The sequence below is a fragment of the Frankia sp. CgKIO3 genome (assembly GCF_977946435.1).
Map to the genome: position 1 here is coordinate 1 of NZ_CDWTMO010000036.1, position 26,862 is coordinate 26,862.

28 protein-coding genes and 2 pseudogenes are annotated in these 26,862 nt (G+C 74.0%); 10 read left to right on the top strand and 20 right to left on the bottom strand.

Features of this window, described 5'->3' with window-relative positions:
- The first annotated feature begins 243 nt into the window (after nucleotides 1-243).
- The 5 genes from AC08OJ_RS06500 (at nucleotide 244) to modA (ending at nucleotide 4,842) form a co-directional block, all read left to right on the top strand.
- Nucleotides 244-2,052: a hypothetical protein gene (locus AC08OJ_RS06500; RefSeq protein WP_476594526.1), complete on the top strand. Its 1,809-nt coding sequence runs from the start codon at nucleotides 244-246 to the stop codon at nucleotides 2,050-2,052.
- 128 nt (nucleotides 2,053-2,180) lie between these two features.
- Nucleotides 2,181-2,609, top strand: coding sequence for a VOC family protein (locus AC08OJ_RS06505; protein ID WP_462187028.1), 429 nt, complete (start codon nucleotides 2,181-2,183; stop codon nucleotides 2,607-2,609).
- Nucleotides 2,610-2,825: 216 nt separating this feature from the next.
- Nucleotides 2,826-2,981 (top strand): hypothetical protein, encoded by a 156-nt coding sequence (locus tag AC08OJ_RS06510; protein ID WP_462202678.1) that lies wholly within the window; start codon nucleotides 2,826-2,828, stop codon nucleotides 2,979-2,981.
- A 225-nt stretch (nucleotides 2,982-3,206) separates the two neighbouring features.
- On the top strand, nucleotides 3,207-3,725 hold the full coding sequence (locus AC08OJ_RS06515; RefSeq protein WP_476595282.1) for a flavin reductase family protein: 519 nt from the start codon (nucleotides 3,207-3,209) through the stop codon (nucleotides 3,723-3,725).
- Nucleotides 3,726-4,032: 307 nt separating this feature from the next.
- The gene (modA, locus tag AC08OJ_RS06520; protein WP_476595283.1) at nucleotides 4,033-4,842 is read left to right on the top strand and encodes a molybdate ABC transporter substrate-binding protein; all 810 of its coding nucleotides are present in this window, start codon (nucleotides 4,033-4,035) and stop codon (nucleotides 4,840-4,842) included.
- Between the two features lie 111 nt (nucleotides 4,843-4,953).
- Here the strand turns inward: modA and AC08OJ_RS06525 are convergent, their stop codons facing one another.
- The 4 genes and pseudogenes from AC08OJ_RS06525 to AC08OJ_RS06540 all read right to left on the bottom strand — a co-directional run.
- Nucleotides 4,954-5,568, bottom strand: a complete 615-nt coding sequence (locus tag AC08OJ_RS06525; protein WP_476594041.1) for a class II glutamine amidotransferase — start codon at nucleotides 5,566-5,568, stop codon at nucleotides 4,954-4,956.
- Between the two features lie 188 nt (nucleotides 5,569-5,756).
- Nucleotides 5,757-5,882, bottom strand: a complete 126-nt coding sequence (locus tag AC08OJ_RS06530; RefSeq protein WP_476595296.1) for a hypothetical protein — start codon at nucleotides 5,880-5,882, stop codon at nucleotides 5,757-5,759.
- Between the two features lie 69 nt (nucleotides 5,883-5,951).
- A pseudogene (locus AC08OJ_RS06535) lies at nucleotides 5,952-6,122 on the bottom strand (hypothetical protein); the annotation flags it as partial.
- Between the two features lie 58 nt (nucleotides 6,123-6,180).
- Nucleotides 6,181-7,743: pseudogene (locus AC08OJ_RS06540) on the bottom strand (WD40 repeat domain-containing protein); the annotation flags it as partial.
- A gap of 189 nt (nucleotides 7,744-7,932) precedes the next feature.
- Here AC08OJ_RS06540 and AC08OJ_RS06545 point away from each other — a divergent pair.
- Nucleotides 7,933-8,361, top strand: coding sequence for a hypothetical protein (locus tag AC08OJ_RS06545; RefSeq protein ID WP_476595284.1), 429 nt, complete (start codon nucleotides 7,933-7,935; stop codon nucleotides 8,359-8,361).
- A 14-nt stretch (nucleotides 8,362-8,375) separates the two neighbouring features.
- Nucleotides 8,376-8,603: a hypothetical protein gene (locus AC08OJ_RS06550; RefSeq protein ID WP_476595285.1), complete on the top strand. Its 228-nt coding sequence runs from the start codon at nucleotides 8,376-8,378 to the stop codon at nucleotides 8,601-8,603.
- A gap of 39 nt (nucleotides 8,604-8,642) precedes the next feature.
- Here the strand turns inward: AC08OJ_RS06550 and AC08OJ_RS06555 are convergent, their stop codons facing one another.
- Genes AC08OJ_RS06555 through AC08OJ_RS06575 form a run of 5 tightly spaced genes read right to left on the bottom strand, consistent with a single transcriptional unit; the run spans nucleotide 8,643 to nucleotide 15,860 of the window.
- Entirely contained in the window at nucleotides 8,643-9,497 is an 855-nt protein-coding gene (locus AC08OJ_RS06555; protein WP_476595286.1) for an ATP-binding protein, read from the bottom strand.
- A 15-nt stretch (nucleotides 9,498-9,512) separates the two neighbouring features.
- Nucleotides 9,513-12,788, bottom strand: coding sequence for a hypothetical protein (locus AC08OJ_RS06560; protein ID WP_476595287.1), 3,276 nt, complete (start codon nucleotides 12,786-12,788; stop codon nucleotides 9,513-9,515).
- A complete protein-coding gene (locus AC08OJ_RS06565; protein WP_476595288.1) occupies nucleotides 12,785-14,251 on the bottom strand; it encodes a hypothetical protein in 1,467 nt (488 codons plus the stop codon). The genes AC08OJ_RS06560 and AC08OJ_RS06565 overlap by 4 nt, the downstream gene beginning before the upstream one ends.
- Nucleotides 14,244-14,756: a hypothetical protein gene (locus tag AC08OJ_RS06570; protein ID WP_476593238.1), complete on the bottom strand. Its 513-nt coding sequence runs from the start codon at nucleotides 14,754-14,756 to the stop codon at nucleotides 14,244-14,246. Before AC08OJ_RS06570 ends, AC08OJ_RS06565 begins: the two co-directional genes overlap by 8 nt.
- On the bottom strand, nucleotides 14,757-15,860 hold the full coding sequence (locus tag AC08OJ_RS06575) for a hypothetical protein (RefSeq protein ID WP_476595289.1): 1,104 nt from the start codon (nucleotides 15,858-15,860) through the stop codon (nucleotides 14,757-14,759).
- Between AC08OJ_RS06575 and AC08OJ_RS06580 the strand changes: the two genes are divergently transcribed.
- Entirely contained in the window at nucleotides 15,844-16,221 is a 378-nt protein-coding gene (locus tag AC08OJ_RS06580) for a hypothetical protein (protein ID WP_476593241.1), read from the top strand. The genes AC08OJ_RS06575 and AC08OJ_RS06580 overlap by 17 nt on opposite strands.
- Here AC08OJ_RS06580 and AC08OJ_RS06585 read toward each other — a convergent pair.
- Both AC08OJ_RS06585 and AC08OJ_RS06590 read right to left on the bottom strand, forming a co-directional pair.
- Nucleotides 16,196-17,170, bottom strand: a complete 975-nt coding sequence (locus AC08OJ_RS06585; protein WP_476593242.1) for a hypothetical protein — start codon at nucleotides 17,168-17,170, stop codon at nucleotides 16,196-16,198. The two genes, AC08OJ_RS06580 and AC08OJ_RS06585, sit on opposite strands and share 26 nt — an antisense overlap.
- The gene (locus tag AC08OJ_RS06590; RefSeq protein ID WP_476593243.1) at nucleotides 17,167-17,550 is read right to left on the bottom strand and encodes a hypothetical protein; all 384 of its coding nucleotides are present in this window, start codon (nucleotides 17,548-17,550) and stop codon (nucleotides 17,167-17,169) included. Before AC08OJ_RS06590 ends, AC08OJ_RS06585 begins: the two co-directional genes overlap by 4 nt.
- A gap of 50 nt (nucleotides 17,551-17,600) precedes the next feature.
- Between AC08OJ_RS06590 and AC08OJ_RS06595 the strand changes: the two genes are divergently transcribed.
- Nucleotides 17,601-17,780, top strand: a complete 180-nt coding sequence (locus AC08OJ_RS06595) for a hypothetical protein (RefSeq protein WP_476595290.1) — start codon at nucleotides 17,601-17,603, stop codon at nucleotides 17,778-17,780.
- 22 nt (nucleotides 17,781-17,802) lie between these two features.
- Here AC08OJ_RS06595 and AC08OJ_RS06600 read toward each other — a convergent pair whose 3' ends face one another.
- From AC08OJ_RS06600 to AC08OJ_RS06640, 9 genes are all read right to left on the bottom strand, one after another.
- Nucleotides 17,803-18,297, bottom strand: a complete 495-nt coding sequence (locus AC08OJ_RS06600; RefSeq protein ID WP_476595291.1) for a hypothetical protein — start codon at nucleotides 18,295-18,297, stop codon at nucleotides 17,803-17,805.
- 6 nt (nucleotides 18,298-18,303) lie between these two features.
- Nucleotides 18,304-19,926 carry a polymorphic toxin type 4 domain-containing protein gene (locus AC08OJ_RS06605; protein ID WP_476595292.1) on the bottom strand — a complete coding sequence of 541 codons (1,623 nt, stop codon included), beginning with the start codon at nucleotides 19,924-19,926 and terminating at the stop codon, nucleotides 18,304-18,306.
- Nucleotides 19,923-20,189: a hypothetical protein gene (locus AC08OJ_RS06610; protein WP_476595293.1), complete on the bottom strand. Its 267-nt coding sequence runs from the start codon at nucleotides 20,187-20,189 to the stop codon at nucleotides 19,923-19,925. Before AC08OJ_RS06610 ends, AC08OJ_RS06605 begins: the two co-directional genes overlap by 4 nt.
- A complete protein-coding gene (locus tag AC08OJ_RS06615) occupies nucleotides 20,135-23,188 on the bottom strand; it encodes a hypothetical protein (protein WP_476595294.1) in 3,054 nt (1,017 codons plus the stop codon). Before AC08OJ_RS06615 ends, AC08OJ_RS06610 begins: the two co-directional genes overlap by 55 nt.
- Nucleotides 23,188-23,436: a hypothetical protein gene (locus tag AC08OJ_RS06620; RefSeq protein ID WP_476593250.1), complete on the bottom strand. Its 249-nt coding sequence runs from the start codon at nucleotides 23,434-23,436 to the stop codon at nucleotides 23,188-23,190. The genes AC08OJ_RS06615 and AC08OJ_RS06620 overlap by 1 nt, the downstream gene beginning before the upstream one ends.
- Before the next feature lie 4 nt (nucleotides 23,437-23,440).
- Nucleotides 23,441-23,863, bottom strand: a complete 423-nt coding sequence (locus tag AC08OJ_RS06625; protein ID WP_476593251.1) for a hypothetical protein — start codon at nucleotides 23,861-23,863, stop codon at nucleotides 23,441-23,443.
- A gap of 32 nt (nucleotides 23,864-23,895) precedes the next feature.
- Nucleotides 23,896-25,068 (bottom strand): hypothetical protein, encoded by a 1,173-nt coding sequence (locus AC08OJ_RS06630; protein ID WP_476595295.1) that lies wholly within the window; start codon nucleotides 25,066-25,068, stop codon nucleotides 23,896-23,898.
- Between the two features lie 16 nt (nucleotides 25,069-25,084).
- On the bottom strand, nucleotides 25,085-25,858 hold the full coding sequence (locus AC08OJ_RS06635; protein WP_476593253.1) for a hypothetical protein: 774 nt from the start codon (nucleotides 25,856-25,858) through the stop codon (nucleotides 25,085-25,087).
- 171 nt (nucleotides 25,859-26,029) lie between these two features.
- Nucleotides 26,030-26,152, bottom strand: coding sequence for a hypothetical protein (locus tag AC08OJ_RS06640; protein WP_462188541.1), 123 nt, complete (start codon nucleotides 26,150-26,152; stop codon nucleotides 26,030-26,032).
- Between the two features lie 53 nt (nucleotides 26,153-26,205).
- Here AC08OJ_RS06640 and AC08OJ_RS06645 point away from each other — a divergent pair, with 53 nt between their 5' ends.
- Nucleotides 26,206-26,751, top strand: coding sequence for a hypothetical protein (locus tag AC08OJ_RS06645; RefSeq protein ID WP_476593254.1), 546 nt, complete (start codon nucleotides 26,206-26,208; stop codon nucleotides 26,749-26,751).
- Nucleotides 26,752-26,862: the final 111 nt, after the last annotated feature.

A 26,862-nucleotide genomic window follows, 5' to 3' on the forward strand; every position in this document is an offset into this window, starting at 1 on the left:
GCGTGGAGAAGTAGTCGACACCGGTCAGGCACATCACCCGCCACCACGGGTGCAGCCTGTGCTCGCCGGACGGCGCGGCATGCGGGCCGGCATGCCGCTGTGCCCGGTCGGTGCCCGCCAGCATCCAGGAACGCAGGCGACGAACGCTGTTCGTGCTCGGTGACGGCCAACACGGGACACACCTTCCAGACGGCGCGCGGCGCAGGGACACCTCCCCCCGCCGGGAGCGGGAACGACCGGGCCGTGGGAACCTGGGCGCGGACCGGCCTGCCGAGCATCCTCCACACCCCCGACAACATCCCACGGGCGTGTCATCTCACGGGTATCGCGGCAGGTAGCCGGCCGGACCTCATCGGACGCCAAAGCCTGCCGCAGGACAAGGAAGCCGGCAATTATGGGCACTATGCCGGCCCGAACCTCGCGCATGGACCCGACGCCGCTTCGATGCGCGCCACACCGAGTCTCCCCCGACCCCGGCCTGCTCGACTCGGCGCACGTCGGTCGGGCGACGGCCGGGCGGTGACCACCCGGGAATTCACCGTCGTCGAGCAGGAGATCCGGGATGCTTTTGCGCTGGGACGCCGGGTGGATCTGGCGGACCGGGTCGTCCGGACGGTCGTCCTGCGCGATCTGCTGCTCGGGACGGACGACGGCGAGCCTGGGCCGTCGGCGGCGCTGCGCCTCACCCGCGCCCGGATCGTCGGCGAGCTCGACCTCTCCCACAGCGTCCTTGGATGTCCGGTCCGGCTGCGGGACTGCGTCTTCGACCATCGGGTGAATCTGTACGGGGCGAGAACCCGCCAGCTCGATCTCACCGGTACGCACTTCCGCGGAATCCTCGCGTCGAACGCCGTCATCGAGGGCAACCTCCGGCTCTTCGACTGCCGGTCCCGCGGACCGGTTATCCTGGTCGGCACCCGGATCAACGGAGCGCTGCTGCTCTCCGGCGCCCGCTTCGAGGGCCCCGGCTCCGCCCTCGACGCAACCCGGCTGCACGTCGAGGACGACCTCCTCGGTGGCCCCTCACCGGACGGCCGGTACCTGTCGGCCCTGCGCTGCGACGGGGAGCTGAGGCTGAACAACGCTGTCGTGGGCGGATCGGTGCGGTTGGAGGGAGCCCACCTGAGCAGTCCCACGGGCACCGCGCTGGCGGCATTCGACCTGAAGGTCGCCGCAATGCTCAACTGCTGTGAGGGGTTCCACGCCCAAGGGACCGTTAGCATCGCCTACGCCGAGGTGGGCAGCCGGGTCTGCCTGGAGGGAGCCCGCCTGGACGGCGCGCGCCCCGGCGACGACAGCCCTGACCGCGGCCCTGACCATGGCCCTGACTGCGGCCCAGGCCACGGTGCCGGCAACAGCGCCGGCAACAGCGGCTCGATCGCGTTGAACGCCCACCACCTCACGACCCGGGAGCTGGTACTTCTCCCGGCAGCGGTGCCTCGGGGAGCCGTGGATCTCAGCCACGGCGTGATCGGCCTGCTGCGCGACGATCCGGCGACCTGGCCCGCCGTGCTGCGCCTCGACGGGCTGCGCTACGACAGCCTCGGTACGTTCGGGGAAGGCGACGAGCGGCGGCGGTGGCTGCGCCTCGACCCCAGCGGCTACCGGCCGCAGGTGTACGAACAGCTCGCGGCCACTTACCGGGCGCACGGCCACGACGCCGACGCACGGATGGTTCTGCTCGCGAAACAACGGCATCGACGCGAGACTCTGGCGCCGGCGGCGAAGATATGGAGCCACCTGCAGGACCTGCTCGTGGGATACGGATTCCGCCCGGTGCGGGCCGCCTCGTGGATCGCGCTTCTGGTGGTGGCCAGCAGCGTGCTGTTCGACCTACGGCCGCCGGCGCCGGTCGACGACACCGCCGCGTCGGCCTTCCACGCCCCCGTCTACACCCTCGACCTGCTGCTGCCCCTCATCGACTTCGGGCAGGAGCAGCACTTCACCCCGCGCGGCGCGACGGTCTGGTTCGCCTACTTCCTCATCGCCGCCGGTTGGGCGCTCGCGACGACGGTCGCCGCCGGGATTACCAGGACGCTGCGCGGCGGTTGACGCCGGACCTGGACGGCCGTCAACGCGTTGCGCGCGCTCGTGGGGAACCGGAGCCGACCGCGGCCTGCTCCCCGTCACCGCCCCCGGTGGTCGACGACGGCGGTCCGCGGACGGGGCAGACTGGCCGGGTGGAGGTTCTCAGCAGCCGCATCCTGCTCCGGCCCACGGATCCGCAACGCAGTCACCGCTTCTACCGCGAGACCCTCGGGCTGGCGGTCTACCGCGAATTCGGGCCGCCGGAGGAACCCGGGCTGGTGTTCTTCCTCGGCCAGGGCCTGCTGGAGGTGTCCGGGCGCTCGCCGCGCCCGGCACGGCCGGTGGGCGCGGGCGGGGAACCGGTGGGGACGGCGCGGCTCTGGCTGCAGGTGCGTGACCTGGCGGCCGAACACGCCCGGTTGAACGCGGCGGGTGTCGTCATCACCCGGGAGCCGCGGCGTGAGCCGTGGGGACTCGACGAGATGTGGATCGAGGATCCGGACGGCGTCCCGATCGTGGTCGTGGAGATCCCGCCCGATCATCCCCTGCGCCGGGACCGGAGATCCCTCGCCGACGGCTGACGCGCGGGCCCGTCGGGACGGCGGGGCTCACCCGGACGACCCGGTGCACCCTCGTCGGGGTAGCGCAGACCGCCGCCCTGGCCTACGTGTCCACCCGGTTCCTGGCCCGCTGGTTCGAAACCCGCACGGCGACCCGCGGCGCCCCTCCGGTCCGGCGCCCGGCTGTGGTCTGATCGGCCCGTTGACCGACCATTGAGATAGATTTAGTGTAGAAAGGTGCACTGCACCCGGCGGGACACGGCGACCCGGTGGAACACGGCGGACGCGCAGGTGTCCGGTTATGTAACCGGTCGCGACCAGCCGCGGCTGTGCCGTCGCCACCACGTCGACTTCGGTCACAACGACAGCGACCTCTGTTCCCCCGGTAACTGATGTCCTCCGGGTGACTGACTCTTCGGTCTCTTCGGTCGTTCGTCTCGTCGGCAGCTCGCGCCGTACTGTGGATCATCGGCCGACGGCAGCACCGGAACCGGAAGGCGGGAAGCAGACCACCGCGCCACAACCCACCCGGCAGGGTTGATCCGCCGAGGCGGGAAGGCGTCGGCGCGCTCGTCACCTGAGCCCTCACTCGTCGCCTGAACCTCGGGAGCATCCAGCATGACGGCCTCGCTTCGCCAGACCCAGGGTCCGCTCAGGGCGCGCGCCGTCGACGGCGACCTGTTCCGAACCGTCTTCCGCGGCCATCCGGCCGGCGTGGCCGTCATCACCGCCGACGCGGGCACGGGACCCGTCGGCTTCACCGCGACCTCGCTCGCGTCGCTGTCCGCCGAACCGCCGATGGTGGTCTTCGCCATCTCCTCCGGTGCCTCGTCGTGGCCCCATATGCGGGTCGCGGAGACCTTCATGGTGAACCTGTTGTCCTCCCAGCAGGAGGAGGTCGCCCGGCGTTTCGCCCGCAGCGGGATCGACCGGTTCGCCTCGCCGACCCGCTGGACCAGGCTGCCGACCGGCGAGCCCCTGCTCGACGGGGGACGGGCGTGGCTGCGCTGCTCCGCCCGGCCACCCGTCGAGGCCGGGGACCACTTCCTCATCATCGGCCAGGTCCTTGAGGCGGACACCGACCCGGAGGCGTCCCCGCTCATCTACCACGACCGGATCTTCCACGTCCTGCCGTAACCCAGCCCGCCGTAACCCGGCCTGCCATCCCCGCGGCTTGCCCGAGGAGCACGACCGGCTCAACCGGCTCGGCACCGCTCTTGACCCTGCCCTCGGCACCGCTCTCAACACCGCCCGCCGAGCGGGGCTCCGGTCGCCGTGGCGCAGGCCCCGGCCGCGCATCGGCACACTACGGAACAACCCGCCTGCTCACCGTGCAGATGCGGAACTATCATGCACAGAGTTTCGCATCTGCGGATTATCTCAGCGACAGGGTCCGCGGCTACGGAAACAGGACAACGGGTGAATGGGTGGAGGAACGGGACACGTGAGATTTCGCAGGATGAAGACGGCGGCCCTGGCGGTACTCGGCGCCGGGCTTCTCGCGACCGCCGGATGTGGCAGCGACGGCGGCGCTGCGGCGACGCCCTCCGCCACGGCCAGCAGCGCCGCGAGCGGAGTGCGGGGGACCGTCACGGTGCTCGCCGCCGCCTCGCTGACGAGGTCGTTCACCCAGCTCGGCAAGGACTTCGAGGCCGCGAACCCCGGATCGAAGGTGACCTTCTCCTTCGCCGGCAGCTCGCAGCTGGCCCAGCAGATCACCTCCGGCGCCCCGGCCGACGTGTTCGCCGCGGCGAGCCCGGCCACGATGAAGACCGTCACCGACGCCGGCGACAACGTCGGCGCGCCCAAGGTCTTCGTCCGCAACCAGCTCGTCATCGCCGTACCGAAGGGCAACCCGAAGGGCATCACCGACCTGCCCGCCCTGACCAGGCCGGGGGTGAAGGCCGCGCTGTGCGCCGAGCAGGTGCCCTGCGGAGCCGCCGCGAAGAAGACGCTCGCCGCCGCCGGGGTGAACCTGACCCCGGTCACCCTGGAGCAGGACGTCAAGTCCGCACTGTCGAAGGTCACCCTCGGTGAGATCGACGCCGCGCTGGTCTACCGCACGGACGTCAAGGCGTCGGCGGGCAAGGTGGACGGCGTCGAGTTCCCCGAATCCGCCAAGGCGATCAACGACTACCCGATCGTCGCGCTGAAGAACGCGCCCAACGCCGCCGGCGCCACCGCGTTCGTCAACTTCATCCTGTCCGACAAGGCGAGCACCGTACTGACCAACGCGGGATTCCAGGCCCCCTGACCCCAAGCCCCGCTGATCCCCGACACGGTCATCCCGTGGTGGAGCAGGCGGACCCTGCACTTCGACTTCGCCTGACGAGGTTGCCCCGAACCTCCTGCGTGGAAATCGGCGTTAGGCGGCGGTCGCCGCTGTCCAGGCTTCGTCGGTGACGATCTCGATGCTGAGGGTGGCCTTGTAGCTGTGGCCATGGATCCGGCCTCTGGCGGTGTTGGCGGCGTAGACGGAGATCGCGCGTTTGACGACGCGGGGGCTGACCCGTAGTCGCCGGTCGGGCATCGGCCGGGCCAGGACGGCACGGCCGATCTTCCCGACCAGATCGATGACGCTGTCCTCGATGACCCCGGCGGCCTTGACGAGCTGGTCACGGGCGGTCTCGAGGTCCAGCGCCTCCAGGTTCTCGATCACCCCGTTGTGGGCGAAGATCCGGCCGTCCTGGACGAACGGGTGGGTGTTGCGGAGGTCGACCGCGCCGGTGGACGCATGGCGGACATGCGCGACGAAGGTCGTGGACTCGACGTTGCGGGCCTCCCGCGCGAAGGCGGTGTCAGCGCGGCCCGCGATCGGCTGTTTCGCCAGGTACGGCTCGCCGTCCCCGTCGAACGTGCCCAGGCCGGCCCCGTCGGGCGGGCGGACGTCCCGCCCCCGCGGGCTGTCCGTGGCGTCCAGCAGCCAGAACGTCGCGCTCACCCGCTTGCGCCCACTGCTCATCGCGAACATGTGGCACATGGCACCGTCCCCTAGACCCACCCCGTCACCGGGGCGACAAGGTCAACCGTCGGCCCCGCAGCTCTCGGTAACCCCGCCGGCCCGGTCCCCGTAAGGACCCGACCAGCAGCACCGGGAGCCTTCCCCATGCCAGGAGGTGGCACCCATCCGCCGTGCCACGGGCCGGCCTTGCCGCCCGGCCCGCCGGGTCAGAAGGTCCACAGCTTGACGGTGGCGTCGGCGCCGGCCGACGCGAGCTTCTCGCTGCCGTCCGCCAGCCGCAGGGATGCCAGCGCACGAACTCCGTCAGTGTGGTCGACGAGCGCGGCACCCACCTGGGTATGCGACACCGGGTCCCAGAGCCGGATGGACCGGTCGTCCCCTCCAGACGCCACCAGCGGCTCCCCACCGCCGGCGAGGGCCGCCACCGCCCGCACACCGGCGGTGTGACCCCGCAACTCTCCGACCGCGGTGGCCGCCACCGGGTCCCACAGCCGCACAGCCGCGTCGTCTCCGCCGGAGACCAGCAGCCGGCCGACCGGCGACCACCAGCGCGGCCAGGGCGCGTACCGCACCGTTATGCCCGGTCAGCGGCCGCCCGAGCGCCGCGCCGGTCAGGAGATTCCACAACCGGACGGTGCCGTCGTCGCCGCCTGAAGCGATCATCGGGACGCCGGCGACGAGCGTGACGACCGCGAGCACAGCACCCTCGTGGCCGCGCAGGGGCTGGCCGACCGGCTGCCCGGTCGCCGCGTCCCACCGCCGCACCGTCGCGTCGACACCGGCCGAGACCACCAGCGGCTGACCGGGCTGCCCGCCGGCCGTCACCGCCCGCACGGCCCCCGAATGGCCCGTCAGCGGCGCCCCGACCGCCATCCCGGTCACCGGGTCCCACCGGCGCACCGTCCGGTCCCCACTCCCCGAGACCACCAGCGGACCGGTCGTCGCGCTGCCGGGTGGGGCCGCGACCGACAACACCGCCCCGGTGTGACCCAGCAGCGGCTCACCCACCGGCTCGCCGTCAGCCCTCCACAGCCGCACTGAACGGTCCTGGCCGGCCGAGGCCAGCAATGCATTCCCGCCGGCGAGCCCGCCCACCGCGGCGAGCGCCAGCACCGGACCCGCGTGGCCGGTCACGGTCTGCGCGACCGGCGCCGACCGTTCCGGCGTCCACAACCGCACCGTGCTGTCGACGGAGCCAGACGCCAGCATCGAGCGCCCGTCCGGCATCGGGACCGCGGCCAGCGCGGTGACACCGGACTCGTGGCCGGCGAGTGGGGGGCCGACCTGCTGGCCACTGGCAAGATCCCACAGCACGATGTCCCCCCCCCCGTCGATGCCGGCCGCGAGCAGCGTCCGCCCGTCCCGCAGCGGCAGCGCGGCCAGCTCACGAACGCCGCCAGGCAGGACGCGCGGCAGCCCGACGGGATCGAGGGTTCGCACGTCCCGTAACACCACGAGACGGCCGAAGCTGTGGGCCAGCAGCGGCTGGCCGTCGGCACCCGGCACCACCACCGCCGCCCCCAGCTCCGCCCCGGCGTCACGCGCAACCTCGGTCATGTGGGCGTGCTCGTCGGTCAGCCAGTCCATGCTCCACAGTCGCAGGGCGCCGAAGGCACTGGCCATGACCAGGTGAGCCCTGCCGTCCAGGTGAACGACGCTCAGGCACCTCAGCAAGTCGAACTGGTCCAAGGGGTGCCACGGCAGCCGGGCGACGACGGACAGGGCGGGCAGGTCCAGCAGGACGACCGATCCCTCGTCCTCGCCGAAGATCAGCAGCCGCCAGCCGTCAGCAAGGTTGAGCTGCGTCATACACCGCCCCTGACCGGGCACGGTCGGCCCCACCTGCTGGCCGGTGTCAGCGGCCCACAGGCGGATGTGCGACTCGGTGTGGCTCTCGTGCGGGCCGTCCTCGACGTTCACAGCGGTCCCGGTGGCCACCATCCGGCGCCCGTCGGGCAGGACGAGCGGCGTGACGGTGCCGACGAAGTCGTCCGGCTCCAGACTGATCGGTTGCCCCGCCGACTGCCCCTGCGGGGTCAATCTCACCAACTCGGTACCTGGTGCGGCAACGCTCGCGAAGACCAGCACCCGGCCGTCGGCCATCGGCACGGACCCGACGCCGAACACGTGGAAAATCTGTGGCAGGACCCGGACTGTGGCGCCGGCCTCCCACCCGTCGAACGCCGTTGCCATCGCCCACCCGTCGTTGTCGTCGAACGCATCCACCAGAGCGCAGGTAACCCAAGATCACATTACTCGGGCGGCGCGGCGCCTGAGCCTGTCGAGCGGGACCTGCCCTCGTCGGCTGCCGGACACCTTCGGCTGTTGCGACTCGGACCCGGGCCGTCATTTGGGCCTGATCACCATGGCCGGCTCGGTATCGTGCGAACCGACAGGTTGGATCACGAGAGCGTGGAGGCGCAGGTGGTCTTCGACTACACGACCGAGTTCCCGCGCGAGGACCCCAACGTGGTGCCGAGGTTCACGCGCAGCTTCCACCACCAGGACTGGTTTGACGGCGTCAGCACGGTGCAGGCCGAGCGGAACGGAGCCGAGGAGGGGTTCAACCTCCGCTTCCACCGGATCGAGAGCGACCTGGACGGGCTGAGCGCCGACGGCCGCGTGTCGCTGACCGAGCTGGCCCGGGTCCGGGCGGACCTGCACGACCTGCTCGGCGAGATCCGTACCGAGCTGCGCCGGCTCGGCTCGACACCCCGTTCAGCGAGGCCTGGACCACGCCGCCGCTGGCCGGCACCTGGCGGCGCGCCACCACCACCGACGACCTGCAATTCAACCCGCCCGGCTACCTGAAGGACCGGTCCGGCGTGGTCCACCTGCGCGGGGCGCTGACCGGTGGTGCGGAGGCCACCGTCGCCGCGTCACTGATCTTCACCTTGCCACCCGGCTACCGGCCGAGCACCCGGCAGATCTTCAGCGTCTTCAGCTCCGCGGGCACCACGCGCATCGACGTCCTCGACACCGGCGCCGTGGTCGCCCGCAGCACCCACGGCAGCTTCCTGTCGTTGGACGGGTCCACCTTCCGGCCGGACTGACGGGTCCACCTTCCCGCCGGGCCTGGGAGCGCCCGGTCCTCACCGCAACGTCCACGTGCCGCGGAACCGTTCGGTGACCGCGGCACAGAGGTCCTCGCCGACGGCGGTCCGCGCCGGCGCGCCCGGCGGCCGGGCATGGGCACCCACAGCCAGCGCAACCTGGTAGGCCAACGCCTGGCAGCGCGCCGCCCCGAGTCCGGGGTCGGCAGCCCACGCCGCCACCACGGCTGCCAGCACGACCAAGCCCAGGGCGGCGAAGCCGGCCCTCAGCCCGACCTCGATCTCCGGTGCGGACAACGGTGGCACCGCGAGGGCGGGGACGCCGCTCGGCCCAGCACCGCTCGGCCTGGCACCCGGCCAGGCCGGTGCCGCCGTGCCTACCGCGATCACCACCGGACCCGGACCGCCCGGAACGGCGGCCAGCACCGCCTGCCAGCCGTCCGCGGGCAGCTTGTGCACGTCGTCGAGCACCCAGGCGTGGCCGGCCCGGCCTAGATGCCCCACCAGCCGGCCCACCGGCGCACCCGGGATGCCGGCACGGCGCCGTCCCGGCAGGTTGTCCAGGTAGTCACGCACGCCCATCGGCGCCACCGCCCGGGTCACGGCGTCCCAGCCGTCCGGCGCGGCGCCCAGACCGGCCAGCGAGACCGCCGCGTCCAGCAGGTGCTCAGCCGCCGTCCACCGCCGGTCGCAGGTGGTCGTCACCGCCGAGCAGCCAAGGTCGAGCAGGACCTCCTCCACCAGCGACGACTTGCCGGCGACGGGCTGCCCGTGCACCAGCACCAGCCGCGGGGAGTCCCACAGCAGCGCGGTCAGCGCCGCGTGCAGGCCCGGCCGGGGTCCACGGGCCCGGCCCGGCCGGCCGAAGGGGTTGAAGACCTCCTCGACGTTCACCCGCGCCGGATCCGGTCACCCGCGGCGGACGCCGGTCCGGCGGAAGCGGCGGAACACCCGGGCCGTGGTCACCGGCAGCGGGTCGGCGGTCCCGTCGCCGTCCACGTCGAGGTGGCGGCGCCGGATCGCGAACGTGTTCGCCTGGATCCCGGCCGGCACGGTCCGCTCGACCACGTTCATCAGGAACTCGTACTGGTCCAGGTTCAGCGTCGCGCCGGCCGGCAGTTCCAGCCGTACCTGGTACGGGTCGGCCAGCTCGCTGCTCCGGTAGGCGAGGGTGACCAGCAGCGTGATCCCGGTGCCGGCCGGGCGCACCATCGCCGCGGAGCCGCCGGAGTCGATCGCGGCCGGCAGCCCGGTCACCGGCAGCGCGTGCCAGCTGACGCCGGAGGTCCGCCGGCCGGACAGGTTGAGGCCGCCCAGCGGCAGGCCGCGGGTGGACACCACGACCAGGACGTGGTTGGTCTCCAGCACCGCTATCGCCACGGCCGCGGCCAGCCCGTGCCCGGCGAGCGCCTGCACCAGGTCGAGGGCCTCCCGTGCCCCGTCGCCGGCACGCCAGAGCGCCCCGATCGACAGGTCGATGCGCAGCGTCGCGACCTCGGAGTCCGGGACGGATGCGGCCTGCGCGGCGAAGTCCGACTCCGGGGTGGCCACCGCGAGCCCGGCCCCGGTCAGCACCGCGACCAGGCCGGGTGCCGCGACGGCTTCCCAGGACCCGCGCTGCTCGCTGCCCCGAACCACCTGCCACGGCGGGTGCCCAGCCGCCTGCCACGCCCTCAGCGCCTCGTCCAGGGCCAGGTCAAGCGCGGAGCGGCCCACACCGTCGCCGAGACCGGCGTTCACCGCGGCGGAGGGCGACGCCTCCTCCCATGGGGTGTCCGGGCGTCGGACCATGCCGCCCGGACCGAGGTCCGGCCACACGGTCGCCGTTGCGCGGGCGCGGTCATAGGCCAACACGGCAGGGCTCTGCGGAGAGTCAACGCCGGAGAGTGCCGCGAGGTGGGTCACGCTCCGCCGTCCCACCTGGTGGTACGCCGCGAGCACCGGCACACCGTCGGCGAACGACGACCACAGCTCCACCCGGCCGGCATCCCGGTCGACGCCCAGCACCTGGTCGCCGGGCAGCGCGGCCAGCAGGGTGAGCCCCGGCCGCCACCCCGGCCGCTTCCAGCGGACGGTGACCTCCAGCCCACGGTCGTCCGGCCGGAGACGAAGGGCGAGCAGGTGGAGGTCGCCGCTCACGCTGTCGTAGCAGAGCACGTCGTCGTGGCCGCCGCCCGGCGCCGCCACCGGAGCCAGGTGCGTCCAGCGGCCCAGGCTGGGGCCGTCCACCGCCGGCAGGGAGCCCTCGACCGCCAGCACGGACAGCGAGCCGGTCGTCCGGTGGTACAGCAGGAGCACGGGACCGCTGCTGCCCGCCAGCCGCATCGGCACCGCGTGTGTCCAGGCGGGCAACTGGTCGCGGGTGACGACTGCGTCGATGGACAGGCCATCCTCGCCCCTGGTCACCTCGACGACCAGGATCGACCGTTCGGCCGGGTAGGTCAGCACGGCCCGGCCGAGCCGATCTCCGCCCGGGCCTTCGCCACCGGACCCGCCGGAGTCCTCACGCAGCACGACGGCGTCCTCGGCGCCCGGCGGGAAGCCGTTCTGCGCAAGGACCTGGGTCCCGCCGCGGGCGTCCACGGCGGCGACCGCCAGGCCGCCGGCGTGCGCCCGGCCGAGCAGCACCAGCGGCCGTCCCGACCCCGGCTCCGCCGCGCCGAGCCCGGCGACCTGGCTCCGGCCGCCGACCGGGACGTCCTGCCGGCCGGGCGCGGTGAGGTCCACCAGCGCCAGGTGGCTCACCGCGGTGCCGACCCGGCCGGCCTTGCGGACGGTCGCCGCCCCGCACGCCTGCAGCAGCGCCAGCACCGCCCCCGTGCCGGCACGTACCGCCGCAGCGCCGGCGGTGAGCGCGTCGCGCACCGTGGCCGGCAGGTCGCGACCCGACAGGAACGCCAGCAGCGCCGCCTTCAACATCGCCTCAGCGTCAACCGGGACCACGATGTCGGCGCTCAGTCCCAGCTCGTAGGCGCTGCCGCCGGCCGGGTCCTGGCTGCGCACCAGGCTCCACCGCCGGCGGTTGCCAAGCTGCGTCCGGCAGGCGGCGAACAGCTCCAGGCAACGGGCCAGACCGGGGGCCAGCGCCGGCTCGGTGTCGCCGTCGAAGAAGTACCCGGCCCGCAGCGCCGACCCCAGCGCCTCCAGCGCGGCCCGCTGCGCCGGCGGCAGCAGCCGCCCGCGGTACGCCTCGTCGGTGGCCGGGGTCGACGCCGGCAGCACCAGCCGTTCCCGCCGCACCTGGGCCAGGAACGCCAGCCGGGCGGCGCGCGCGGCCGCCTCGCCGGCAGGCGACGCCGACATCAGCAGCAGCCCGACCGAGTACGGCCGCACCTGCTCGACGATCCGCACCCGGCGGATCGCGCCGAGCTCGCCCAGCCATCCGCGCGGTCTGTCCTGCGGGCCGCCGCTGCCGTTGACGGCCTCGGCGACGCCGGCCGGCGTCGGCATCGAGAAGGCGCGCAGCGCCAGCAGCCGGCGGCGGTAGTCCTCGTCGTTCTCCAACCCGGTTGGCTCGGTCCGGGGACCGGTGAACACCTGCGGCGGCAGCCCGCTCCGGCCGAGCAACCGGTCACCGAACCGCGCCGCCCCGAGGTCGGCGCCGTGCCGGTCCAGGGCCGCGCGGCGGGCGTTGGCCACCGCCCGGGACGCGCTGACCTCCCGTGCCGCGCACCGCAGCCGGGCCTTCTCGGCACCGATCAGGTACAGCAGCCGGCCCATCGTGCCCTGCACCAGGGTGACCGACAGCAGAGCGAGCAGCTCGCGCGGCGCAACCGGGGTGGCCGGCCCGCCGGCGGTTACCCACCGCGCCTTGACCTGCAGCGCCAACAGGTCGAACGCCGGTGCGAAGACGAACGGCCACACCGGCAGCATCGCCCCCCGCTCGCTGAACGGCGCGTACCGGACCGGGATCGTGACCTGCGGCCTGCCCGAGCCGTCCGACTCCGGCCCGGGCAGGCCGACCTCGACGGCCAGCTCGTCGAGCTCCAGGTCACGCTCCAGGGTGAGCAGCACCAGCGGCTCGCGGTCCCAGGTCAGCCGGACGGTGCCGGTGTCGTCCAGCGGGAAGGACTCGTGCGCGGCACCGGCCGACAGCACCCCCGTGAGGTGGTCGGCGAGGTTGACGAAGGACGCCGACCGCGGGCCGTCCGGGTCCGCGACCGTCATCGGGTCGTGCGGGGTCATCGGGTCGCGATCCGCAGCTCGTCGAGCTGTTCCACGTAGGTCGGGATGCTGGTCGGCCCCACCACGACGTTCTCGCCGGGGCCCAGCCGGACCGTGCCCCCGCCCCCCGGGACCCCGGCGTCGTCCAGGTCCCCGGGCCAACGCAGCAGGGCCAGGTCGCGCACGTCCTGCACGCCGGGAACGCTCATCAGCGCGTAGCTCACCTCGGCCGCCCGCACCGGCTCGCCGAAGGACAGCCCCATGACGTACCCGCGCACCTGCTCCGACAGCCGGCGCTTGAGCTCCTGGGCGGCCGGGGAGGCGTTGACCACCTGGGTGCCACCACTGGGCAACGGCACGTCGCGCACCAGGATGTCCGCGGACAGCGACACCGACACCGCGTCGCCGCGCTCCACCGACGGGAAGATCCCCATCGGGCGGACGTCCTCGATCGCCGCCAGCACGGCCTCCCGCACCCCGCCCGGGCCGGCCCAGATCGCCACCGGGGTCTCGGCCACCAGCACGGTCAGGTAGAAGGGGTTGGTGATGTCCCGCTCGGTGGAGAACACCCCGTCCAGGAAGCTCAGCGTGCCGAACACCGACTGGTTCAGGTCCAGGCCGCCCAGGCCGTCGCGCACCTGCACCTGCCGGACACCGGGCACCAGGGACACCGCGACCTGCACGGCGTCCGCACTCCAGACCGAGCGCGGCGCCCGCAGCAGCAGCGCCCGGTAGCGGTCGTCCGGCCAGCGCAGGGTGCCTCCGGTCAGCGGCGCACTGTGCGTGATCCCGACCGTCACCTGCCCGTCGGTGCGCGCCACCAGGGCGGCATAGCCGGCCAGCGCGGGGTCGAGCAGGTTCCATCGCTCCAGCCGCTGCGGGAAGGTGCCGGTCACGGTGGACACCAGCGGGTCCAGGTTGCCCTCCGGCCCCGGCTGGAAGGCGCTTACCGCCACCTCGGCGACCCGCTGGGCGCTGGTCAGCACCACCTGCTCGGCGGTGGCGGCGTCGTGCCCGCCGGGGGTGAGCATCCGGGCCCCGGCCGGGATGCTCACCTCGGCGACGTCGGCCGGGAGCGTCCCGTTCAGCTGCAGGGTGACCCGCCCGCGGGCCTCGCCGAACGGCCGCGCCAGCCCGACCTCCGCCCCCAGCAGGGACAGCGCCTCGCCGGTGGCGGTGGCGATGAAGCTGTTGTTGTCGAACATGGCGCCCAGCGCCGCCCAGGTGCGGGCATCCTCCAGGGCGGAGATCTCCAGGATCTTGCGCAGCACGGACGCCGAGGTGAGGTCGATGTCCTCGCCGAGGATGCCGCGGGCCAGGGCCAACTTCTCGGCCAGGATCCGGGTGAACGGCTTGGGCACGAACCCGCCGGCCGTCACCCCGACGTCGTCGCTGCCGGTGGCCCGCAGCACCGCGGCGTCCACGGCGACGACATCGACGGGCGGCAGGTCCGGCGGCAGGTCCGGCGGCGTCGGGTTAGACACCCGGCACCACCCCGTCGACGGACAGTGCCAGGGGGTCGCCGCTGGCCGCCTCGAACGTGGCGCGCACCGAGGCGGTGCGCCGCGAGCCCACGTCGCCCGGTTGACCTGGCTCGCCGCGCTCGTCCACCAGGGTCACGTCGATGATCCGGCGGACCCGCGGATCGCGTCGCAGGGTGTCCACCACAGCCACCCGGACCCCCTCCCGGACCAGCAGCGGGTCGACGTCGCCGGCCAGCATCCGCAGGCCGTCGAAGCCGAACCCGGTGTTGAAGACGTCGTCGCCCAGCCCGGTGGTCAGCGCGATCTCCAACGCCTGCACCAGGTTCGGTAAGCCCTCGACGACGCCGAGGTCTCGACCCCGGCCCGGCGCCGGCCGCAGCACCAGGTCGCGCCCGAGCTCCAGGCCCGGCTGGGTCGGCTCGCTGGCCAGGCCCCAGCCGAGCACCCGCCGCCGCAGGGCGGATGCCTCGGGGCCGTCCTGGGCCCGGGGGTCCCGTGCTGCCATTCAGACCGCCTGCAGCGTGGTGGTGGAGGTGCGCTGCACGCTGACCGCATGCGCGGGCGGCGACACCGCCGACCCGACGCTGGGCGCCGACAGCGTCTCCAGCAGCACGGGAACGCCGCCGACCACGAGCTTGGTCGCCACCCCCGCGGCCGGCGCGGCAACCGAGGTGCAGGGCGAGGGACTGCCGCCGGCCGGGTTGGTGGCCGTGCAGGAGCCCGGCTGCACGGTCCAGCTCGACACCCCGGACTGCAGCGCCACCGGTTCGCCGCCCACCAGGAGCTTCACCGGACCGGAGTTGGCGACGACCACCTGGCCCTGCAGCGAGCAGGCCACCGTGGCCCCGATCGTGATCACTGCCGGCATCCTCATTCCACCTTCATCTGCTCGTCGACGCATCTGCTCGTCGACGCTGACCTTGACGTTCTTGCCGGACATCTCGACGTCCTGCTGGGTGGCCTTGATGACCACGCTGGCCGCGGCGAGGGTCAGCGTGCCCTTCGCGACTAGCCGGACGTCACCGGAGTCGGTGAACTCGAGCAGGGTGGTCCCGTCGGAGTGCTCCACCGACAGCACGACCTTGTCCGGCGCGGGCGTCGGCCTGGTGCCGGCCGGGGCCAGGCCATCGGGGCCGATCCGCAGCCGCAGGTTGCCGACCTCGATCACCCGGTGGCCGTCGGCGTCCACCAGGTCGTTGGTGGCCTTGCCGGACGGTGGGACCGGGGTGGCCGCCGCGGGCAGCGAGGCACGTTCCCCCGGCGGGACCTCCGCTGGCAGCGACAGCCACCAGTCGCCGGCCTGGGCGTCGGGCCCCGCACCGTCCGGCCACACCGCGCCGACGTCGACCGGGTCGTCCGGCTGCCCGTGCCGATGCACCGATACCACCCGGGTGCCGGGGTAGCGCGGCACCACCAGCCCGTAGCGGCCCCAGGCGAACGGCGTCGCGTACGGCACGTTCGTCTTCTCCAGCGGAGTTGCCCGGTCGACCGGCAGCCGGACGGCACCGTGCCCGGCGCCGTCGGACGCCGGCGTGGTGCCCTGCCACAGGGTGACCCGCTGCGCGGCGGCATCCCCCCTGCGCGGCCGGGCGGTGCGCCCGGACCTCACCCACCTCGGCGACCTCCAGGGTGGCCAGCCGGCGCTGGATGCCGTCCTCCAGCTGTGCGCGCAGCGCGACGACCGGGTCGGGATGGTCGGTGGGCGGGGCGCCGTCGCCGGTCACCGCGCCGGCCGTGGCCGGGGTAGTACGCCGGTCCCAGCCGTCCTCGCCGGCGGCCAGGCCGACCAAGGTGAGCTCGGTGAGGAAGCCGGCCGAGCGGCTGAGCGTGTGGGTGATCCCGGTCACGTACCCGCGAGCGCCGGTGCCCTCTCCGAGCAGGCCGGTCAGCGGCGCCGCGAAGGCGCCCAGCAGCGCGGAGGCCAGGTTGGGCTGCACCGTGCCCTCACCCGGGCGGCGGGTCGAAGGTGACCACGTCGCCGGGCCGGATGTCGGGGCGGCCGCGCAGCCGGACCAGCCACTGGTCGCGGCGGGCGGGCTCGGTGCCGCCGTCCGCGCCGGCGTCGAGCACCAGGGCAGGCAGCGCCTCGACCGACAGCAGCCCGGTCGGGTGGGTCAGCGCCGGCGGGTCGCCGCGCAGCGGGATCGGGCGGACGCCGACGTGCAGCGCGCCGTCGCGGACCAGCAGCAGGCCCCGCCCGTGGCGGCCGGTGGCCAGCTCCCAGCGCCGCGCGAGGCGCACCAGCGCCTCCCGGACCCGCTCGCCGCGGGCCGCCGTGAACCGGATCTCGCCGGGCCGGACCGCCGGGTCGGCCGGGGTCACCGGGTGGGTGACCGCCTGCACCCCGGCCAGCTCAGCCAGCCGGCGGGCCGCCGTCTCCAGGCCGTCCACGCTGAGCGGTTCGCGCAGCCGGGTGGTGGTCGCGACGGCGACCCGCTCGGTGCCGGTGACGACAGTCTCGTAGCGGCGGCTGCCGCGCCGCCGGGACACCCCGGTCACCGCCAGCTCCGCCACCCGGACCGGGGCGAGGGTGTCCCCGGACGCGCCGGCCGAGCCCAGCCCGGCGGTCAGCGCACCGATGCCGAGCAGGTTGGTCAGGTACCCGCCAACCGAACTGTTGGTGTCCCGCCAGAACAGGTGCACCCGGGCGACGGCGAGCCGGGCCGCGCCGTCGGCGGTACGCGCGGCCAGCGTCTGGTGGTCGGTGTCGGTCAGCCCGGCGAACGCGACCGTCGCCGAGCCGCTCTGGATGTCGCCGGTGAGCGGCGCGGAGATCTCCGCCTCGACGGCGTCGCTGTGCAGGATGAGGGCCGGCGGGTCGGTCACGCCGCCCGCGGCGTCCACCTCGTGGAAAGTGACCACGTACCCCGGGTGGTTCCCGGTCAGCGCACCGGTCCCTAAGCCGGTCAGCAGGCTCATCGCCACTCCTGGGTCGCGGTTGCCGGCACCGGCGGGCCGAACCCGACGGCGTGCGCCGGCAACGGCTCCCCCGGACGGCGCGACGGGTGGTCCGGCGCCGTGCCGACGCTGCGCCAGGCTAGCCGCAGCCAGGACCCGGACGTGCCCGGGCCGACCAACGCGCCCGCGGTCACCCGCCAGCCCAGCGGCCGGACGGCGATCTCGGCGGGCCGGCCGGGGTCGGCCGGCAGCAGCCGCTCCGCGCCCCGGACCAGGGGGACCTCGGACACCCGGCGGCCGTCGGCGACCAGCACCAGCCGGATCGGGGGGCGGGCGGCGTCGGCCAGCCCCGGCCGCCGGCTGGCACCGTCGGGCGGTGGCTCCTCGCTGGTCGAGACCACGGTCGCCGGGTCCGCGGCGGGCCAGCCCGGTGGGCAGCACCAGGGCGAGGGTGAGCCGGGCGCTGAGCGGGAAGCGGGCCGGCAGGCCCTGGCTCAGCGTGGTGTCCAGCAGGGTGTACCCGGGCGGTGGCGCGGCGGCCGCGGACGGCGCCGGCGGCACCAGCGTGCGCACCACGACCGGGCTGAGCCGGGCCATCGTGTCCTCCTTCAACCGACCGTGCTTCACCTGACCGTGCTTCACCTGACAACGCCTCAGCTGACCACGTCGACCAGCGCGCCGACGCCGACGGCGGCGACGTCGAGCAGCTTGCCCAGCAGCGACGGCAGCGGCAGGTGGGCCAGGGTGAGCTGGACGTCGATCACCTCACGCTTGGCGGCGCTGACCGAGAACGACAAGCTCTGCACCTGGATGTCGGTGCGGATGGTCAGCGTGGTGACCAGGATCAGCCCACCCACCTTGCCGCCGGTGAAGGCACCCAGCGCCGACCCGCGCTTGCTGGCCTCCGCGAGCTGCTCCAGGCCGAGCTTCCAGGCGAACCGCTCGGGGCCGACCAGGGACGCGGTCATCGTGATGGTGTCGTCGTGCACCTGGGCCACCGCCCGGTGACCGGTGGATCCGACCGGGGGGAGCTGGTAGCTCTCGCTGATCGACATGGCGCCGACCACCCACAGCGGGATCACCAGCACCCCGTCGGACAGGATCGCCGACGGCACCCGGCCGTAGGTCACGAAGCTCGACTCGGGCATGTCCGGTCACCTCGTCCCCGAGGTCGGGGCGTCGCCCCAGAACGACCCCGGCGGCAGGTCGTTCTGGGTGACCCGCCAGTGGCCGTCCGGCTGGACCTCGATCACGAACAGCAGCGGCACCCCGCTGGGCTGGTCGAGGTCGTACGTCACCCGGTGCAGCACGTCGACGAACTCGAAGGACCCGTCCCGCAGCGGGACCGCCAGCCGCCGGCCCTCCGCGCGGACGGTCACCTCCGGGTCGGCGACCACGGTGGCGGCCACCCGCAGGGCCTCCTCGATGATCCGGTTCTGGGCGGTCTGGTTGACCCCCTCCGGGGCCAGCATCAAGCCGGCGAACAGCTCGCCGCCGAAGCCCGGCCCGACCAGGTGCGCCCGCTCCCAGCCCTCGACGGCTGCGGCCAGCCGGCTGGCCAGCCAGGGCGGGTTGGTGGGCAGCGCGCGGATCTGCTCCGGGGTCAGGGCCAGCGCCTCCAGGCCGATGCCGGGCAGGTCCCGGGCCAGCGGGGCGCCCAGGCCGCCGGAGGCGGTCACGTCGAGCGGCGCGAACTCCAGCGCGTCGAACAGGTGCGACGGCGATGCGGTGGCGGTGAGCGCGGCGACCCGCCGACGCGCCGCGACAGCGAGTGCCCCCGGGGCCAGCGCGGCCTCCGCGGCCGGGGGCACCGGCCGGGTCGGCGGGATCCGCTCGCTGCCGCCGTGCAGCACCTCGAACCGGCGGCCGAACGACCGAAGCACCTCGTTGGCCCGATGCACCACCTCGCGCAGGGCGGTCGCCTCCGCCTGGCTGACCGGGACGCCGGGTCGCCGGCCGGACCGGAACGCGGTCACCGCGTCGTCCAGCCGGCGCATCTCCGCCACCAGCAGCGGGTGGTCCGGCCAGCCCAGCGGGACGGCGTGGCGGGACTCCGGCTCGAAGGTCAGGCCGCGGCTCCACGCCTCCCGCAGCTGGTGCGCCCATTCCAGCGCGTCGCGGGTGGTGGCCGCCGCGGCGCGGGCCTGCTCCTCAGGACTGAGTGCCGCCACCCGGCCACCGCGTTGTCCCGGCGGGGGAGTCGATGGGCCGCCCGCAGCCGGGCTCGCGGCCGGTGTGGCCGCGCGTCCGGTCGCCACCGTCCCAGTCGCCGCAGCACCTGCGCGGGTGCCGGTTCCCGCCGCCCGGCCACGCGGTCGCGATGCCCTACCGGCGGTCGCGGCGGCGGGCGCCGGTAGGGCATCGAACGCCTCCCGCAACACGGCCGCCGCCGTCTCGGGCAGCTCGCCGCGGTCCAGGTCGTGACGGACGGCCTCCTCGAAGTTCTGCAGCTGCTCCATGGCGTCGGCTAGGACGTGCAGGTCGGCCTGGCGCTGCGCGGTCTGGCGGGTGGCCCGGCCACCGGCGCGCAGGTCCTCGACGTCGTCCAGCAGCCGGGCCAGCGACTCCTTCAGCCGGCTGAGCGTGCCCGCGACCCGGCTCTCGTGGTGGTGCGCCAAGGCGAGCACGACACGCTCGGCCAGCGCCTCCACCCGCAGCACCGCTGGGCGCTGCCCGGAGACGATGTCGAGCGCCCGCTGCAGCGCCTCCAGGGTGGCGGCGTGCTCGCGGGCGGCGCGGCTCAGGGCACCGGAGAGCAGCCCGGGGGTGATAGTCATCGTTCCCCATCGTCCGCTGGTGCCCCGCCCACCACCGGTCCACCCGCCACGGGGCCGCCCGGCGCCGTCCGCGGGGCCGGTGCCGGCAGGCCGGCGGCGAGCGGGCCGAGGGCCGCGTCGACCTCGGCCAAGGTGCCGTGGTCGACGGCCTGCTGGCGGATCCAGGGCACCAGCACCGGGGTGATCAGCCGGGGCAGGACCAGGGACATCACGGCCAGCACCGCAGTGTCGGTGACCGCCTGGCGCACCGCCTGCGCCAGCACCTGCTCGGTGCCAGCACCTGCTCGGTCATGCCGCGCAGCACCTCGCGGCGGCCGCTGCGCGCGACCGACCGGGCTCCCGCCGCCAGGCCCGCCCGCTCGGCGACCCGCAGGCCGTGCTGGGCGCTGGCCACGATGGCCCGGGCGCCGCGCCCGACCGCGACCACGTCGAACACGCTGAAGGCGACGCTCAGGGCGGCCATGAGCTGCGCGACCTGTACCTCCTGCCAGCGCTGGAACAGCTCCGGGTCCTCCAGCGCCCGGTACAGGTCCCTCTGGCGGTCGGCCTCGGCGAGATCACCAGCGGTCAGCGCCAGGCCGGCCAGGCCGGTGATCGCTCCGGCGGCGACAGCGCCCAGCGGAGCGCAGAGCAGGCCGAGCACAATGATCCCCGCGGTGGAGGCGATGACCAGCAGGTCGTCGAGGGCGGCCTTGCGGCCCACCGCCCGGTTGATCCCCAGCACGTAGAGACGGTCGTTGCGGGCCGCGGTGCGAAGCTGCTCGTCCGCCAACGCGTGGATGCCCTGCAGCTGGAAACGCAGCCCGCGCCGGTCGGCGCCGCCCTCGCGCCAGACGTACTGCGAGGCCGCCACGGCGAAGTAGGCGCCCTCCGCCGGGTCGGATGCCTGCGCCAGCATCCGGGCGTTCGCCTCGGACATCTGGGTGAGCAGGCTCCGCAGGTGTTCCTCGACGAACGCCGGTTCGCGCTGGGCCCGGGCGTACAGCGGCTCCAGGTCCCCGATCTGCAGGAACAGCGGGTCGACCTGGTTGACCACCGCCCGCCGCAGGTTGATCTCGGCGTCCAGGTCGGCGGCGGTCCAGACCCGGTCCCGGAACCGCACCACCCGGTCACCGCCGCGGCGTTCGATGAGGGCGTCACCGGCGACGGCCAGCACTCGTGGCGGGACGGACCGGATCGGCGCCGGCAGCTCGACGAACATCATCCCGTCGCCCGCTGGGATCGTCTGGCTGACCGACAGGACGTCGCGGACCGAGCCGGTGACGAGCACGGCCTCGGAGTGCGTGATCGCGTGCCGCAGTGTGGTCACCACCACGACCGACTCGCCGAGGATGGCCAGGGTGGACGAGAAGGCCGCCGCGGTGGCGTCGAAGCCGGCGCCGCGGCGCCCGTCGATGCCGTGGCGGGAGGAGCGGAGCTGCTGTAGCAGCAGCACCCGGCAGGTCTCGGCGTAGAGCAGGGTGAACGCGTCGAGCAGGGACTCCGACAGCTCCGACCAGAAGCGCCAGGCCCAGCCACCGGCGTACGGCTCGCCGCCGGGGCGCACCTTCACCAGCCGGAGGTTCTCCGGTTCCTGGTAGGCGGCCATCAGGTCGTCGGCGAACCGGTGCAGGTCGGTGGCGATACCGGCGAGCGTCCACAGCGCCGCGAACTCCGGGGTGCTGCCAGGCCGAACGTCGAGGTAGCCGTTGTTGCCGCGGCCGTCGTGGCGGACGCTGACCTGGGTGGTGGCGGTGCTGCGGACACCCTCCATGCCGACCGTGTGCGCCCGCACCGCGATCATCGTCGCGCAGTTCAGCGCGAACCGGCCGAGGTAGTGGCACTCCCCCACCCGCAGCCGGGCGGCGAGGTCGCGCATCCGGGCCAGCAGGCCCTGGACGCCGACCAGGTCCTGCGCCGGCGGCTCGGCCAGGAACGGCTCGCAGACCAGCGGCGGCCCGTCGCCCCCGCTGACCGGCCAAGGCCACCCGACGCCGGCCGGCTGGCCCGGCTGGCCACCTGCCCGCTCGCCGGTGCCGGTCCCCGCCCGGGCCGGGTCGCCGTCGCCGGTCCCGGTGCCGCCCGGCCCGGTACCGGCTCCGGCGGTGCCCCCGGACCCGCCCGGGCCACCCGGACCACCAGGTCCGCCGGCTGGCTCCGGGCCACCAGGCGCTCCCGCCCCAGGCGCGCCGCCGGCCGGGGTGACGACGATGACATCGTCGTCGAGCTGGTAGGTCTCTGACAGTGGGACCAGGTCGAGCTCCATCCCGGGCAGCGCCCAGTCTGGCTGGCTGACCATCTCGACCAGGTCCCGCCGGCCGCCGGGGCCGGTGAGCAGCAGGTAGCAGGCCAGGCGGGCGGCCCGGCCGACGGCGGTGTCCAGCGCGCGGTCCACCAGGTCGGTGATGGCCGCGGCGTGGTCCGCGGCGCTCTGCCCGGGTAGCCGGGGGTGTGCCTGCTCGGCGGCCCGCCGCCAGGACTCGGCGTAGAAGTCGGTGACCACCGTCCGGGCCTGCGTCGCGCTGCCCTGCCAGCGCAGCCGGTACACCACTCCCGGGTCGAAGCTGAGCGGTTCACCCTCGCGCTGGCCGAAGCGGGGGAAGCGGAACCGGCCGAGCGGGAAGGACGACTCCACCCGTTGCTCGCCCGGGTGGACCGCCCCGATCTCGTAAGCCCCGGACGGGCCAAGGAACAGCACGCCGACCAGCCCAGACGCCGACGGCGCCACCGACGAGACCCGGACCGCCCGCAGCGCCGTCCGCACGTAGTTCTCGGCCGTCACCGGCGACCAGACGGTGGTCGACTCGGTCCGCCCCGGCGGGCTCGCCGCGGCCCCGGGCTCGCCGCCGCCGTCGTCGTCGAGGACCTCGACCGCCGCGTCGCCGCCCTGGTAGGAGGGGATGACGTAGCTCCGCAACGGCCGGCTGAACCGGGCGGTGTCCACCGCCTCACCGACCGGCGGCTGCGCCGCGGATGTGCGGCGCAGCACCCCGTCGGACACCCCGGCGGCGGCCACCGCCCGACCGATCGCCCCGGCCACCACACGTTCCACGGCGGCCCGCTGGTCTTCGGTGAGCCCGGACGCCGCCGCGCCGGCCCAGCTGATCTCTGCGGGCAGCACGCGCACGCCCATCCCGTCCGGCAGGCCGTCGAGCACCCGGCCGCGGCTGGCCCGCACCGCCCGGGTCACGCCGGCCTCGACGGCGTCCGCCAGCAGGTCGGCGTCGGTCAGCCGGGTGGCGTCGACGACAAGCCGGACGGGGTGCACGACGCGGGTGGTCATCAGTCCCGCAGCCCGCGCACGATGTGCCGCGCGGCCAGCTTCGCGATGGCCTCGACGTCCGGCGCCTGCGCCTCGCGCACCTCGATCACGACCGGGAAGTGGTACTCGACGACCGCGCGCGGGTCGGCCGCGGCCGGTTCCAGCTCGGCCTCGCTGCCGGCGGCGGGAAGCACCAGCTCGCCGGCGTGGACGAGGGCGATCCCGGTCTGGCGGACCCGGACGGCACCGGGGCGTGCATCCTCGGCCACGCCGTCACCGGACTGTCGCGGACTCGCCGGACTTGGGCTCGACCGTCGCCGAGAGGCTGAAGCCGGAGAACACCGACGAGGGGGCGCCGGCGATCGGGGCGGCGGAGGTGATGACGCAGTCGCTGATCACGATCTTGGTGAATGACCAGTCCGCGCCGTGCTCGGTCTCCTGCAGGATGATGTCGAACCGCGCGCCCGCCAGGGCCAGCGCCGTAAGCTGCGCCGCGGAGTCCCCGATCGCCTTCACCGAAAGGGAGAACGTGATGGTGGACGGGGTGTAGACCACCCCGATGTGCGTCTCCTCGATGGAGTTGAGCACCTCCGCGCCGAGAGTGAAGGTCGGCGAGAAGGAGTCCACTGGGACGATCTTGTGAACGCCGTCGGTGTTCTGCCAGGAGACGGCGAGCCGAGATCTCCAGTCGGGCATGACATGTCCCCTTCCGTTGAGCGGCGATGACGTCAGAAGGTCGGCGCGAGGGTGACGACGATCCGGTGGGTGGCCGGGCCGAGCACGACCTCCAGCGCGACATCCACCGCGCGGTTGGCCCGGGCCTGGGCGACGAGCGCCTGGTCGGCCGCCGAGCGGGATTCTTCCGGCAAGGTCAGGATGTCCAGGACCGGGATGCCGATGCGGAAGCCGTCGATGGCCGACGAGCGTTGCAGCGGCCCGAGGATGCCCTCGATCCGGGCCTTGAGCAGGATCAGCCCGGACCGGGTGATCCGGGCGTCGCCCACCAGGCCGATCAGCCCGGCCTTGAGCCGGAAGTCGATGTCGTCCAAGGTCCGGACGGTGTCGATGAACAGCTGCGTGGCGTCGGTGGTGAAGCAGCGATCCTCCGCGAAGTGCAGGCCATCCCCCACGATGAGCGCCGGATCGATGACCGGGATGATCCCGGCCTCGGACAGCTCTCGGATCTCGCCTGGGCTGTACTGCCCGGCCAGCGGCATCTGGATGCCGCGGACCCGCTTGAGCACGACGGACACCTGCGGCGGGTACCCGGCGATCGCGGCCGCCGCCGCGGCGGCCACGTCCCCGGTCGCGCCGCGGGCGGCGACCACCACCATCCGGCTGGAGTCGCTGCGCAGCGGGGTCAACAGGTCGACCAGGTCATCGACGTAGGTCGCGCTACGCGGCCGGGCCGGGTCGACCATGGCGACACCGATCCGCTTGTTGCCCTCGGCGGACATCGACTCCACATGCGCCTTCAGCGCGTGCAGACCGGTCGCCGCCTCGGCGCCAGCCGGCGCTCCGACGGCCGTGGTCCCGGCCAGGACCACGAAGGTGACGTCGTCGGCGGCATCCAGCGAGGCCAGCGCTTCGGCGAGCGCCGTGCCCGCCGCACGGACGCCGTAGACCGTGCTCGGCTTGGGGTCCTGCAGAAGCGCGACCCGCAGCGCCTCGTACAGCGGGTTCGCCTCCACCACGCCGCCCTGGATGCTGGAGAACAGGGTGCCGGCGTCGGCCAGGGAGCTGACGAGTCGCGGGGTGTTCACCGCCGCCGTCCCGCCGCGGGGGCCGTCCGGGGTGGCGCCGACCACGGCGAGCATACCCGGTGAGCGCTGGGACACCGGCTGCAACGCCGAGGTGTCGATGCGGACCTCGACGAAGGGGTACGCGGCGGCGACGGGCATGGCTTCCTCCGAGGTCCTAGCTGAGGGTGGCGGTGACGAGGGCGATGCCGTGACGGGCGAGCCAGGACGCCGCGATAGCCCGTCGTGCCGCCCGGAGCTGTTCCGGGGTACCGGCGGTTGGGCCGGGCCAGCCGTCGTCGTCGAAGACGGCCTCGGGCAGCAGCCAGACCACGACCACGGCGTGCCGCCGGCGCAGGTGCGGTTCCGCCTTGGGTTCGCCGCCGGCGTCCACCACCCGCTGGCGGACGACGGCGCTCTCGCGCAGCAGAGCGGCGATGCCGCTCCCGGCGCCGCGGGCCAGGATCGGTGCGGTGACCGGCAGCCGGCGCACGACGGTGGCGGTGCCGGCGGGGTCGGCGAACGCCACCCGCACCTGGCCGGTGGCGACGTCCCCGGCGGGCCCACCGGGCGGCCCACCGGCTGGCCCACCGGATAGCCACTGCGACGTGACGGCGGTGACCGGCTCGCCCGCCGGCCGGTACCAGGCCACCACGGCGCCCCGCCACAGGGCGGTCACCCGCGGGACGGCGGCGTCGACCAGGCCAGCGGCCAGCAGGTCAACCTCGTAGGGGACCGGGTCCTCCAGCCGCCGGACCATCCCATGCAATCGGACCGACCCAGCGAGGTCCACGACCAGCTCGACGCTGTCGAAGACGGCCGAGTAGGGGCCCTCGAACTCGGGATGGTCGTAGCCGGCGGCAGCGACGGCGGCCAGCGCGGCCTGGTCGAACAACGCGGCGCGGGAGGCCTCGTCCGCCAGCCGCACGAGAGCGGCGTCCTCGAAGTCCACACCGCCTCCCCAACAGCCTTGTCGAGTGCAGCCTTGTCGATCTCCCGGCGGTCACCGGGACCTCGTCCTGATCGCGCAGAATACGCGAGCGTTTCGGGGGCGTCCGCCGAACAGGGGAACTCCGCGGTCGCGGTGCGCGACGGAGGTGACTGCTCCGCACCGGACCCGTCCTCAGTCCGCCGCCCGGTCGGCCCTTCTCGCGATCTTGGGATCAATCCGGCGCAGCAACAGCGCGGTGACCAGGATGCTCACGACCCCGACGGCGAGGCCGCCGGCGATGTCGGTGAGGTACAAGCCACCGGGCCCGATCCACGATCGCCAGCCAGCTCTACAATGCCAAGGAGCCGATGACGCTGTTCGAGCTGCAGGCGTGGCTCGGCCACCGGTCGCCGCAGTCGACGCAGTTCTACGCGAAGATCAGCCCGGCCACGCTGACTCGGGCCTACGACGACGCGGGATACTTCTCCCGCAACATGCGGACGGTCGAGGTCCTCGTCGACCGCGACGCCGTCGCCTCCGGGGCCGCCGCAGCCGGCGAGCCCTGGCAGCACTACGACCTCGGCCACGGCTACTGCACCTACACCTTCTTCGAGCAGTGCCCGCACCGCATGGCCTGCGCCAAATGTGACTTTTATACCCCGAAGGGCTCCAGCAAGGCACAGATCCTGGAGGCCAAGGAGAACCTGCAGAAGATGCGGGCGATGATCCCGCTCACCGAGGACGAGCAGGCCGCCATTGACGACGGCAGCGCCGCCCTCGACCGGCTGCTGGAACGGCTCGCCGGCATCCCCACATCGGCCGGGCGGCCGACACCCCGACAACTCGATCTCCCGGCCCGCGCCACCATCCTCCCGATCGTCGGTGTCCACCAAAGCCCGGGAGGGTCGATTTGACAACTCTGATTCCACAGAAAGACCAAGCGGATCATGCACCAGATGCACGGCCGCGCCGGCTTCCCGCTCCTCCGCCACCGGATCCTCCTTGGCTAACGCACAGTCACCGCC